At 40.9% G+C, this 12,587-nt stretch carries 9 protein-coding genes; 5 read left to right on the top strand and 4 right to left on the bottom strand.

Annotated features, from left to right (window positions below):
- Window positions 1-6: 6 nt before the first annotated feature.
- From ABLB96_RS17890 to ABLB96_RS17875, 4 genes are all read right to left on the bottom strand, one after another.
- The gene (locus ABLB96_RS17890) at window positions 7-264 is read right to left on the bottom strand and encodes a hypothetical protein (RefSeq protein WP_348896153.1); all 258 of its coding nucleotides are present in this window, start codon (window positions 262-264) and stop codon (window positions 7-9) included.
- Between the two features lie 164 nt (window positions 265-428).
- Window positions 429-2,564 (bottom strand): 3-hydroxyacyl-CoA dehydrogenase NAD-binding domain-containing protein, encoded by a 2,136-nt coding sequence (locus ABLB96_RS17885; protein ID WP_348896151.1) that lies wholly within the window; start codon window positions 2,562-2,564, stop codon window positions 429-431.
- Between the two features lie 19 nt (window positions 2,565-2,583).
- A complete protein-coding gene (locus ABLB96_RS17880; protein WP_348896150.1) occupies window positions 2,584-3,789 on the bottom strand; it encodes an acetyl-CoA C-acetyltransferase in 1,206 nt (401 codons plus the stop codon).
- Window positions 3,790-3,959: 170 nt separating this feature from the next.
- Window positions 3,960-4,970, bottom strand: a complete 1,011-nt coding sequence (locus ABLB96_RS17875) for an AraC family transcriptional regulator (RefSeq protein WP_348896149.1) — start codon at window positions 4,968-4,970, stop codon at window positions 3,960-3,962.
- A 210-nt stretch (window positions 4,971-5,180) separates the two neighbouring features.
- On the opposite strand from ABLB96_RS17875, the gene ABLB96_RS17870 reads away from it, so the two are divergent.
- The 5 genes from ABLB96_RS17870 (at window position 5,181) to ABLB96_RS17850 (ending at window position 12,550) form a co-directional block, all read left to right on the top strand.
- Entirely contained in the window at window positions 5,181-6,299 is a 1,119-nt protein-coding gene (locus ABLB96_RS17870; RefSeq protein ID WP_348896148.1) for a CaiB/BaiF CoA-transferase family protein, read from the top strand.
- 155 nt (window positions 6,300-6,454) lie between these two features.
- On the top strand, window positions 6,455-7,687 hold the full coding sequence (locus ABLB96_RS17865; protein ID WP_348896215.1) for a carbohydrate porin: 1,233 nt from the start codon (window positions 6,455-6,457) through the stop codon (window positions 7,685-7,687).
- A 172-nt stretch (window positions 7,688-7,859) separates the two neighbouring features.
- Complete coding sequence (locus ABLB96_RS17860; RefSeq protein ID WP_348896147.1) at window positions 7,860-10,265, top strand: glucose/quinate/shikimate family membrane-bound PQQ-dependent dehydrogenase; 2,406 nt, start codon at window positions 7,860-7,862, stop codon at window positions 10,263-10,265.
- Between the two features lie 163 nt (window positions 10,266-10,428).
- A complete protein-coding gene (locus ABLB96_RS17855) occupies window positions 10,429-12,072 on the top strand; it encodes a nitrite/sulfite reductase (RefSeq protein WP_348896146.1) in 1,644 nt (547 codons plus the stop codon).
- Window positions 12,065-12,550 (top strand): DUF934 domain-containing protein, encoded by a 486-nt coding sequence (locus ABLB96_RS17850; protein WP_348896145.1) that lies wholly within the window; start codon window positions 12,065-12,067, stop codon window positions 12,548-12,550. Before ABLB96_RS17855 ends, ABLB96_RS17850 begins: the two co-directional genes overlap by 8 nt.
- Window positions 12,551-12,587 lie beyond the last annotated feature (37 nt).

Here is a 12,587-nt window from a genome sequence, read left to right as displayed (position 1 = left end):
ATCTGATTACTGATGTGAATGCTGATGTTCTTGCATGTCCATTTCAGGCATGTTGTCACTATGCTGAGTTTGCTGATCTGTCGTTTTTTCAGCTTTTTGCTGCATTTCGTGCTGTTGAGCTTTACGCTGTGCGCCTGGCATATAGTCAGGTTCATTACTCATTGCTAAATAGAAAAAGCCAAGGAAAATCGCACTCAAAACACCAACGATCAGAACAAATTTCCAGCCTAGACTTGCTGACTCGGAAGAATTTTTATCGGACATAAGAATTTCTCGAATGTGCTATGGAAGCACAAAAATGAAGTCTATTTATAGCATATTTAGACAATAGGCTGAAATCTTAAAGGTCATAAAGAAAAACCCATATAAATAAAATATATTTATATGGGTAAGGTTTATGCAGTTTTTGAATATTTAATAAATTCAAATTATTGAATATTTTGTTTCTGCTCAGCTTTGGTTTTGAGTAATGCTGGTGGTGTGAATCGCTCACCATATTTGGCAGCTAATTCTTCAGCACGTTTTTGCGCTTTATCAATACCATATTGATTTAAGAATTGAATCGCACCCCCAGTCCAAGGCGCATAACCAATTCCAAAAATAGAACCGACATTGGCATCTATCACTGATTCCAACACACCTTCTTCATAACAGCGTAAGGTATCTAAAGCCTGTACAAACAAAATGCGATCAATCATATCTTGCTCAGAAATATCATGATCTTTCTGCCAGCGGTTTAAGCCTTCCCAAAGGTGCTTTTTACCATTTTCAGGATAGTCATAGAAACCTGCACCCGCAGCTTTACCTCTACGGTTTAAGTCATGAATCATGGTATGAACGACTTCATCTACTGGTGTTTTCGGTAACTCTTTGCCTTCGGCTTGTAGGGCTTTACGTGCTTCACTGGCAACATGTTCAGTCAAGGTTAAAGACACTTCATCTTGAATCGCAAGTGGTCCTACAGGCATGCCTGCTTTCAATGCTGCCATTTCAATACGCGCTGGATGGACGCCTTCGGCAAGCAAGCGCATACCTTCTTGAATGAAAGTCCCAAACACACGACTCGTGAAGAAACCGCGGCTATCATTGACAACAATTGGTGTTTTTCCAATTTGTTGTACAAAGTCATACGCTTTGGCAAGTGTTTCACTTGAGGTGTTTTTACCTTTAATAATCTCAACCAACTGCATTTTGTCGACAGGGCTAAAGAAGTGTAGGCCGATAAATGCTTTATCATCCTTACTTGCTTGAGCTAAACCTGTAATGGGTAGGGTCGATGTATTTGATGCCATTACACCATTAGGTGCTAAATATTGTTCAGCTTCTTGAGTAACTTTCGCTTTAAGCTCTTGGTTTTCAAATACAGCTTCAATAATTAAATCACAGCCTTGTAAGTCTTGAGCTGAAGCTGTAGCCGTAATCAATGATAAAACCTGATCACGTTTTTCTGCGGTCATCCGACCTTGTGAAACACGCTTGTCTAGGAGCTTTTGTGAATAGGTTTTGCCTTTCTCGGCATTTTCAACAGATACATCTTTAAGTACAACTGGAATGCCTTTAATGGCTGTTGAATAGGCAATGCCCGCACCCATCATGCCTGCACCCAATACACCCACTTTAGTGGCTTGCCATTTTGCAACGTCGGCAGGGCGGCTTGCACCAGACTTAATTGCATTTAAACCATGCCAGAAAGTACCGATCATGTTTTTAGAGATTTGGCCTGTTGTAAGCTGAGTAAAGTAACGGGACTCAATACGCAGTGCAGTATCTACATCAACTTGAGCGCCTTCAACTGCGGCTGCCATAATCGCTTCAGGAGCAGGATAACAGCCTTTGGTTTTGTCTTTTAACTTGGCTGGTGCAATGGCAAGAACTTGTGCAACTGCTGGCGTTTTTGGATCACCACCCGGAATTTTATAACCCTTCACATCAAAAGGCTGTTGAGATTTTGGATTGGCCTTTATCCAAGCAATTGCTTTATCTAAAAGCTCTTGTTCATTTTCGGCAGTATCATGGATTAAGCCTAAAGATTTTGCTTTATCAACACCGAACTGTTTGCCTTCCATTAAAAATGGAAATGCATTTTGAAGTCCTAATAAGCGTACCATACGTACAATACCACCGCCGCCCGGTAACAAACCTAAGGTAACTTCTGGTAGGCCAAATTTGCTTTTTGGGTCATTGATGGCAATACGGTGATGGCAACTTAATGCGATTTCCCAACCGCCGCCCAGTGCTGTGCCATTTAATGCTGCAACAACTGGAATCCCTAGTGTTTCAATTGTACGTAAATGACCTTTTAGTTTTTCAACCATATTGAAAAACTCAGTTGCATGTTCAGGCTGAACTTGAATTAGCTCATCTAAATCACCGCCTGCAAAGAACGTTTTTTTAGCTGAGCGGAAAATAACGCCTGAAAGTTCTGTTTCTGCTTTAAGTTTCTGAGTTGCTTCATCGAGCGAGTCACGAAACTCTGCATTCATTGTGTTTGCAGATTGACCAGTTGAATCAAGTGTTAAAATGACAATATTGTCGGCATTTTTTTCGTATTGAATTGCACTCATTTTTTATATCCCTAAATTTTTATACGCGTTCAATAATGGTGGCAATACCCATTCCACCGCCAACACAGAGTGTCGCTAAACCACGCTTTTTATTTTGTCGTTCAAGTTCATCGAGTAACGTACCTAAAATCATGGCACCCGTTGCGCCCAATGGGTGGCCTAAAGCAATCGCACCACCATTTACGTTGACTTTTTCAGCAGGGACATTGAGCTCATTAATAAAACGCATAACAACTGCCGCGAAAGCTTCGTTGACTTCAAATAGGTCAATATCATCAATCGTTAGACCCGCTTTTTCTAAAGCTTTGCGTGCAGCAGGAGCAGGGCCTGTCAGCATAATGGTTGGGTCAGTACCGACTAGTGCAGTTGCTAAAACTTTAGCGCGTGGTTTTAAATTTTGTTCTTTCACTGCTTTTTCAGAAGCCAATAAAACTACCGCTGCTCCATCGACAATACCTGATGAGTTACCTGCGTGATGAACATGATTTACTTTTTGTGCTTCCGGATATTTTTGCAAAGCGACTGCATCAAAACCCATTTGTCCCATCATTTCAAAACTTGGATTGAGCTTTGCTAGACCTTCGAGTGTGGTATGGCCTTTAATAAATTCATCTTTTTCTAAAATCACGACACCTGAATGATCTTTGACTGGCACAACTGATTGATCAAAATAACCATTTGCTTGAGCTGCCGCGGCTTTTTGTTGGGACTTCACCGCAAAATTATCGACATCGGCACGACTATAGCCATCTAAGGTTGCAATGAGGTCAGCGCCAATACCTTGTGGAACAAATGATGACTTAAGGTTTGTCTCAGGGTCTAACGCCCACGGCCCGCCGTCAGAACCCATTGGAATACGTGACATTGATTCAACACCACCAGCAACCACTAAATCTTCCCAACCAGAACGAACTTTCATTGCTGCCATATTGACGGCTTCTAAACCTGAAGCGCAAAAACGGTTAATTTGCACACCAGCAACATCATCATTCCAACCCGCTGCAATCGCAGCAGTTTTAGCAATGTCACCACCTTGGTCGCCAATTGGTGTTACGCATCCCAAAACAATGTCGTCTACTTTAGACGTATCGAGTTGATGGCGCTGTTCTAATTCGTTTAAAAGGCTAGTGAGTAATGTGATTGGTTTTACTTCGTAAAGAGAGCCGTCTTTTTTTCCTTTTCCGCGTGGGGTGCGAATGGCATCAATAATATAAGCCTCGCTCATAACAGTTCCTTTTTTATTGCTTAAAATTTATTTGTGTTTTGAGTGTACTGGTTTTAATAGCGAGTGCAATGACGATAAGCGCACCAGTCAGGTGATGATTTTTGCCAATAGCGATACAAAAAAGCCCAAGTTGAACTTGGGCTAAATGTGAAACTAAAGAGATTTAAGAATTAGTGATAACCATGTAGCTGGCGATACAAACCAGGAGTTACACCCGTCCACTTTTTAAATGCACGGTGGAACGTACTGGTTTCACTAAAGCCAACCTGTTGAGCAACATCTTCAAGTGTTAATTCTGGGTTGAGTAATAAGTGAATTGCAGCATCTCGACGTAAAGCATCTTTCACGCCTTGGTAGCTTTTACCTTCAGCAGCCAAGCGGCGGCGTAGGGTTTGTGGAGATAAATACAGCATTGAAGCAACGTCATTAAGCGTTGGCATTTCTTCACCAATTTGGCTTTTGAGTACTTCACGAATACGAGAAGTCAGCGAGTTGGTGTTTTTAAATTTAACTAAAAGCTGAGCCGGTGCTGCTTTTAAGAATTCTTCTAGCGTTTTTTCATCTTGGCGGATTGGTAAATCAAGATAATCAGCTGCAAAGGTAATTTCCGTACGCGGTGCATCAAACTGCATGACTGGCGCAAAGAATAACGCATCATACTCATCTGCATGAGCAGGACGCGGGTAGCTAAAATGAACACGCTCTAAAGGTAAACGACGTTCAATCAGCCATGATGCCAAGCCATGCCAAATCATGAGCATACTTTCGGTAATGAAATGATCCGGATCTAATGTTTTTGGAATGAGAGGAACTAACCGCGCTTCGTGTTTGTCACGCTCTAGGCTAACAGACCATTCATCACCAAATAACTTGTAAAATTGAGATGAGAGTTCGAGGGCTTGACCCAAGGTTTTTGCATGAATAATCAGCTGACACATAATGGCAAAAGTGCCCAAGCGACGCGGTTGTACATCAAAACCAACGTGTTCGTCTTGGGTGACCATCCATAGCATTTTTATAAAACGGGTATATTGTTCTGGTGAGATTCGAGCTTTAGGTTGACGTAATAGTTCCGCTTCGATACCCACATGTGAAAGTAACGTCTCGACATCCATGCCAAGGCGTTTTACGCCTGTCAAAGCCGCATTCACGAAGTGGATGCTAATCGTATCGCGACTCATATTGAATCCTTCAGTCTCTTTGATGTTCACTTTAAATTGACCTAAATGACCGTTTAAAAAAATAAATTGGCGATTTACAACAGTGTAAAAGCACTTTTTACATGTTAAATTGCCGAAATGATCAAGGTAAATGGCTGAACATGACATTGTTTTAGAATATTTGCTTAACTAATATAAAAGAAAATTCGAATAATAGTGGTTAAAAATACGATGACGACAGCATTAAACGGACTTAAAGTTCTCGATTTCTCGACGCTTTTACCAGGACCTTTTGCCACAATGTATCTAGCCGATATGGGCGCAGAAGTCATCCATATCGAATCTCCGTCACGTCCAGATCTCATTCGGATTATGCCGCCATATGCAAATGGACAAGCGACAGCACATAGTTATCTAAATCGAAATAAGCAGTCGATCGTTCTCGACTTAAAAGATGCGGCGAGTATTGACCTGATTAAAGCCAAAATTTCCGAGTTTGATATTGTAGTTGAGCAGTTTCGACCAGATGTCATGCGTCGCTTGGGTCTAGACTACGCGACACTTGCCGAAATTAACCCACGTTTAATTTATTGTTCAATTACAGGATATGGACAAACGGGAAGCTATAAAGATAGAGCTGGGCATGATATTAACTATTTAGCTTTAGCTGGTATTGCCGGTTATAGCGGTCGACAAGACAGTGGTCCACCACCACTCGGTATTCAAGTTGCCGATATCGCAGGTGGTTCACTTCATGCTGTCATTTCGATTTTAGCTGCGGTGGTCGAACGCGGGCGTAGCGGAATGGGGCAGTACATTGATATTTCCATGACCGACTGCGTTGCAAGTTTAAATAGTATGGCAGCGTCAGCCACACTTGCAGGACAAGTTGAGCAGGCACCAGAGCAAGGTATGCTCAACGGTGGCATTTTCTATGACTATTATATGACTCAAGATGGGCGTTATGTCTCAATTGGCAGTCTTGAACCTCAATTTATGGCTGGGTTGTCTGCTGCATTAGATTTGCCTGTGTTGTTACAAAAAGGTGCGTCATTAGATATTCAAGATCGGCAAGAAGTTAAGCAAGCTATTCAAGAGAAAATTAAAACCAAAACCTTTAAAGAATGGCATGAAATTTTTGCAAATCTCGATGTTTGTGTAGAACCCGTATTGAGCTTGAGTGAAGCTTTGAACTCGCCGTTAGCACAACAACGTGGATGGATTGTGAACGTTCCTTTGCAGAATAATACGGCAGATACAGAACCACAGATTGCATGTCCAATTAAGTTCTCACGCTCACAAATGCGATATTCCTTTGTAGGTCAAAAGCTTGGCGAAGGGGAGTGGTAATAAGTTGGGGCTATTTCTTATACAGTATGTATTAAGATTATTATCTGATTAATCAATTGATTAACATTTTGAATAATTTCTTTACATAAAAATAGCGTAACCTTTATAAACAAAGACATAAAAGGTACGTAAACATGAAAACGCATAAATCTTTGATGGTTTCCTGTTTATCCGTTTTATCAATTACTCTTTTTGTTCAGCATGCACAAGCTGCTGCTGCATTTGACCCAAATGGTTCTTGGATGTTGGGTGATTGGAACGGGCAACGCAAAGCGTTACAAGCACAAGGTTATGATTTTTCTTTTGGATATACTGGTGAATATGCCGGTATTTTAGATTCAAAGAATACATCTTCTCATGGTAGTGCTTATACAGGGCAACTCGCTTTAGGTTCGCATTTGGACCTAGGTAAAATTTTAGGGTGGCAAGATACAGAAGCTCAAATCACGTTGACTTATCGTGATGGGCAATCGCTTTCTGAACATTCTCCAGCTTTAGCTGGACACATCAGTTCTGCACAGGAAGTGTGGGGACGTGAGCAAACTTGGCGTTTAACAGACTTGTGGATTAAGAAAAAATTTCTTGATCAGAAGTTAGACGTGAAAGTGGGGCGTTTTGGTGAAGGTGAAGACTTTAACAGTTTTGACTGTGACTTCCAGAACTTGGCGCTTTGTGGCTCACAAGTGGGTAACTGGGTTGGTGACCAATGGTATAACTGGCCAGTTAGCCAATGGGCGATGCGTGTTAAATATAATGTGCAACCTGACTTGTATACGCAAGTGGGTGTATATGAATATAACCCTGAAAACTTAGACCGAGGCAAAGGCTTCAACTTAAGTACAGACGGTTCTCATGGTGCCATTATTCCGGCTGAAGTGGTTTGGTCTCCTAAGTTAGGTGCACAAAGTATGACGGGTGAATACCGTTTAGGGTATTACTACAGCACTGCTGATGCACAGGAAATTACCAATCCAACCAAAACATCTCACAAGCAAGGTGTTTGGGTAACTGCAAAACAAAAATTATTCCAGCCAGCAGATCAAACTGATCGTGGTTTAACAGGTTTTGTTAACCTGACTTTCCACGACTCAGATACCAACAAAGTTGATAACATGCAAAATGTAGGCTTAGTCTATAAAGGTTTGCTCAATCAACGTCCTCAAGATGAGTTAGCACTCGGTGTGGCTCGTATCCATATCAATGATGATTGGAGCGACATCCAAGCTAAAGAATACGATACAGAATACAATACCGAGCTTTACTACGGTATTCATGCCACTAACTGGCTAACTATTCGTCCAAATGTGCAATATGTTCGTCATGTTGGTGCATTAAAAAATGGTGATAACACTTGGGTAGGCGGTATTAAGTTCTCAACCGTATTCTAAGTAATTATTCCGAAAACGGATTGTCGAAGGCTAAATCATTGATTGAAGTATCCGACCTTCCGTTTTTTTCTTTATGCCTGAATTTTGTTTTAGATGTATTGGTGATGCCATTTTTCTATAAGATTTTTGGCACATCTTTCCGATAAAAACGATGATTGATAAGAGGTGGTTTATGAATCAACCTTCTTCAAGATCAGGTTTAACGACTTTTACCGTAATCATTATTGGGTTATTGGCGTTATTCCTGTTAATTGGAGGTATTTGGCTCGCTACATTAGGCGGTTCAATTTACTACATTGTAGCTGGAGTCTTACTCCTTATTGTTACATGGCAACTCTACAAGCGTGCTTCTACAGCTTTGTGGATTTATGCTGCATTAATGCTAGGTACCATTATCTGGAGTGTCTGGGAAGTTGGAACAGACTTTTGGGCGCTTGCACCACGTTTAGATATTTTAGGTATTCTTGGTTTATGGTTATTGGTTCCGGCTGTAACTCGTGGAATCAACAACCTTGGATCAAGTAAAGTTGCCTTATCTTCAACTTTAGCTATTGCAATCGTGTTGATGGTTTATTCTATTTTCAACGATCCGCAAGAAATCAATGGTGAAATTAAAACGCCTCAACCTGAAACTGCTCAAGCTGTTCCAGGTGTAGCAGAGAGTGACTGGCCAGCTTATGGTCGTACTCAAGCGGGTGAGCGTTATTCTCCATTGAAACAGATTAATGACCAGAACGTAAAAGACCTAAAAGTGGCTTGGACACTTCGTACTGGTGATTTCAAAACAGATAATGATTCGGGTGAAACAACCAATCAGGTTACGCCAATTAAAATTGGTAATAACATGTTTATCTGTACGGCTCACCAACAGTTAATTGCGATTGATCCAGCAACAGGTAAAGAAAAATGGCGTTTTGATCCGAAGTTAAAAACGGATAAAACGTTCCAGCATTTAACTTGCCGTGGTGTAATGTACTACGACGCAAATAACACAACTGAATTTGCGACAAGTTTACAAACTAAAAAATCAACTTCAACTCAATGTCCACGTAAGGTATTTGTACCAGTTAATGACGGACGTTTAGTTGCTGTGAATGCTGACACTGGTAAAGCATGTACTGACTTTGGTGAAAATGGTGAAGTGAATTTACAAAAATTCATGCCATATGCTTACCCAGGTGGTTATAACCCAACATCTCCTGGTGTTGTGACAGGTTCAACTGTCGTAATTGCCGGTTCTGTAACAGACAACTATTCAAGTAAAGAGCCATCTGGTGTAATTCGTGGATACGATGTTAACACTGGTAAGCTTCTTTGGGCATTCGATACGGGTGCAGCAGATCCAAATGCAATGCCAGGCGAAGGTACGACATTTGTTCATAACTCGCCAAATGCTTGGGCACCTTTAGCATACGATGCCAAACTTGATATTGTTTATGTTCCAACAGGTGTAGGTACTCCGGATATCTGGGGTGGTGACCGTACTGAGTTGAAAGAACGTTATGCGAACTCAATGTTAGCGATTAATGCTTCAACTGGTAAATTGATATGGAACTTCCAGACCACTCATCACGATTTGTGGGATATGGACGTACCGTCTCAACCATCTTTGGCCGATATTAAAGACAAAGCAGGTAAAACTGTTCCCGCAATCTATGTATTGACTAAAACAGGTAATGCCTTTGTTCTTGATCGTCGTAATGGCCAGCCAATTGTTCCTGTAACTGAAAAACCAGTTCCACAAACAGTTAAGCGCGGACCACAAACCAAAGGCGAGCATTATTCAAAAACTCAGCCATTCTCTGATTTGAACTTGGCGCCACAAGATAAATTGACTGATAAAGATATGTGGGGTGCCACAATGCTTGATCAGCTCATGTGTCGTGTATCTTTCAAACGTCTAAATTACGATGGTATTTATACACCACCATCAGAAAACGGTACTCTAGTTTTCCCTGGTAACTTAGGTGTGTTTGAATGGGGCGGTATGTCGGTTAACCCTGACCGTCAGGTTGCTGTGATGAACCCGATTGGTCTGCCATTTGTAAGCCGTCTAATTCCTGAAGATCCGAACCGCGCAGAAACTGCAAAAGGTGCAGGAACTGAGCAAGGTATTCAGCCAATGTATGGCGTACCTTATGGTGTGGAAATCAGCGCATTCTTATCTCCACTTGGTTTACCTTGTAAACAACCAGCTTGGGGTTATGTTGCTGGCGTAGATTTGAAAACACATGAAGTAGTATGGAAAAAACGTATTGGTACTATCCGTGATAGTTTACCAAAACTGTTCCAATTACCAGCTGTGAAAATTGGTGTACCTGGTTTAGGTGGTTCAATCTCTACTGCAGGTAATGTTATGTTTGTTGGTGCAACTCAAGATAATTACATCCGTGCGTTTAACGTCACAAATGGTAAAAAACTTTGGGAAGCGCGTTTACCAGCAGGTGGACAAGCAACACCAATGACTTATGAAATCAACGGTAAGCAATATGTTGTAATCATGGCTGGTGGTCATGGTTCATTTGGTACAAAAATGGGCGACTATTTAGTGGCTTACGCATTACCAGATAACAAATAAACGTTTGCTATAAAGAAAGCCCAGATTTATCTGGGCTTTTTTATGTCGATCTATATGAGCTTATCAATAAAACCGTTATTAAATATGCAAAAAAAGCATTTTATTGATGAATAAAAGCTCGCTATGCTATCCGCCTTAATAATGAATCTACTAGCCATACGCCATGTATTTATATACCGATTTCGACCAGCAGCTGGTTAATGAACGAGTTGCTCAGTTCCGTGATCAGACTGAACGCTATTTAGCTGGCAAACTTTCTGAAGATGAATATCGTCCATTACGTTTGCAAAATGGTTTATATGTGCAACGTTATGCGCCTATGCTGCGTATTGCTGTGCCGTATGGTTTAATGAATTCTAAACAATTACGTAAAGTTGCTGAAGTTTCAACACAGTATGACCGTGGTTATGCGCACGTATCTACACGTCAAAACATCCAGTTAAACTGGCCAGCACTTGAAGATGTGCCAGACATTTTGGCAGAACTTGCAACTGTACAAATGCATGCCATTCAAACCAGTGGTAACTGTATTCGTAACACAACAACTGACCAATATGCAGGTGTAGTCGCTGGTGAAATTGCAGACCCACGTCCAACATGTGAGTTGATTCGTCAGTGGAGTACCTTCCACCCTGAATTTGCATTCTTGCCACGTAAGTTCAAAATTGCTGTTTCTGCACTTGAAGAAAAAGACCGCGCAGCAACTGCATTCCATGATATTGGTGTTTATATCGTACGTAATGATGCGGGCGAGATCGGCTATAAAATTATGGCGGGTGGTGGTTTAGGCCGTACCCCAATCATTGGTAGCGTTATTCGTGAGTTTTTACCACGTGAAGATTTAATTGCTTATTTAGAAGCGGTTCTACGTGTTTATAACTTACATGGCCGTCGTGATAACAAATACAAAGCACGTATCAAAATCTTGGTTAAAGCATTAACGCCTGAAGTATTTGCACAGAAAGTTGAAGCTGAGTTTGAACATACACGTGAAGCATTGAAAATTCAGCCAGAAATCTTGAAAAAACTGGATGAAGAGTTCACACCGTTTGAATATCAAGATTTAGCTGATGAAGACTTTACGGCTTTATTTGCTGAGCATCCAAAATTCAAGCAATGGTTCAATATCAACACGCATGCGCATAAAGTAAAGGGCTATCGTATTGTTACGATTTCTCTAAAACGTGCAGGTATTGCACCGGGTGATATGACCACTGAAGAAATGAACTTCATTGCAGATCTTGCTGATAAATATACGTTCGGTGAACTTCGCACGACTCACGAACAAAACATTGCTTTAGCAGATGTACCTCAAAAAGATTTGTTTGATGTCTGGCAAGCGCTTGAACAACAAAATATGGCACGTGCTCATATTGGTTTTATTACCGATATTATTAGTTGCCCAGGTGGTGATTTCTGTTCACTTGCAAATGCAAAATCAATTCCGATTGCCGAAGCAATTACTCGCCGTTTCGATGACTTAGATAAAGTTTATGATCTTGGACATTTAGATCTAAATATTTCTGGTTGTATGAATGCCTGTGGTCACCACCATGTAGGTAACATTGGTATTTTAGGTGTAGACAAAAAAGGTGCTGAATTCTACCAAATTACATTAGGTGGTAATTCAGATCATGATGCATCAATCGGTGACATCTTAGGCCCATCATTTGCAGCGGATGCTGTTCCAGACGTTATTGAAGAAGTGTTAAATACTTATCTTGATTTACGTATGGAAGGTGAGCGTTTTGTTGACACATATCGTCGTGTAGGAATTCAACCATTTAAGGAGCGTGCATATGCTTAATACAGCTCTACCAGTGCTTTATAAAGATGGCACGATTACAGACAATACGTATCAAATCATTGCGGAAGATGGTGCTATTCCTCAAGGTGATGTAGTTGTAACAACAGCTCAACTAGATCAATTAACTAGCATTCAAGGCAAAAAAGCTTTGTATGTGACTGTGAATGATTCACCTGAAGATCATACATTTCCATTAAATGAACTTGATGCAATTTTCATTGAGTTTGCAGGTTTTGGTGATGGGCGTGGTTATTCATTCGCTGCATTATTGCGTCGCCAAGGTTTCAAAGGTGAACTTCGTGCAACAGGTGATGTGTTTAAGGATGTTTTAAACTACCTAAAACGTTCTGGTTTTGACAGCTTTGTCGTGAAAGAAGGTAAAGATGTACAAGAAGCGGCAGCTGGTTTGCAAGACTTTACTCATCCATATCAAGCTTCAACAGCTGTACCACAAGCATGCTATCAAACTGGCGCTTAATATATGCTGACATAAAAAATCCCGCACATTGCGGGAT

Origin of the sequence: Acinetobacter sp. XH1741, from assembly GCF_041021895.1 — a bacterium.
Lineage (GTDB): Bacteria > Pseudomonadota > Gammaproteobacteria > Pseudomonadales > Moraxellaceae > Acinetobacter.
The sequence above is the reverse complement of the archived record's forward strand: the minus strand, read 5'-3'. Positions and strand labels throughout refer to the sequence as shown.

Coding starts and splice junctions, on each gene's coding strand:
- ABLB96_RS17880 (WP_348896150.1), bottom strand. CDS start 3,789: ATGAGCGAGGCTTATATTATTGATGCCATTCGCACCCCACGCGGAAAA.
- ABLB96_RS17865 (WP_348896215.1), top strand. CDS start 6,455: ATGGTTTCCTGTTTATCCGTTTTATCAATTACTCTTTTTGTTCAGCAT.
- ABLB96_RS17850 (WP_348896145.1), top strand. CDS start 12,065: ATGCTTAATACAGCTCTACCAGTGCTTTATAAAGATGGCACGATTACA.
- ABLB96_RS17885 (WP_348896151.1), bottom strand. CDS start 2,564: ATGAGTGCAATTCAATACGAAAAAAATGCCGACAATATTGTCATTTTA.
- ABLB96_RS17855 (WP_348896146.1), top strand. CDS start 10,429: ATGTATTTATATACCGATTTCGACCAGCAGCTGGTTAATGAACGAGTT.
- ABLB96_RS17890 (WP_348896153.1), bottom strand. CDS start 264: ATGTCCGATAAAAATTCTTCCGAGTCAGCAAGTCTAGGCTGGAAATTT.
- ABLB96_RS17860 (WP_348896147.1), top strand. CDS start 7,860: ATGAATCAACCTTCTTCAAGATCAGGTTTAACGACTTTTACCGTAATC.
- ABLB96_RS17870 (WP_348896148.1), top strand. CDS start 5,181: ATGACGACAGCATTAAACGGACTTAAAGTTCTCGATTTCTCGACGCTT.
- ABLB96_RS17875 (WP_348896149.1), bottom strand. CDS start 4,970: ATGAGTCGCGATACGATTAGCATCCACTTCGTGAATGCGGCTTTGACA.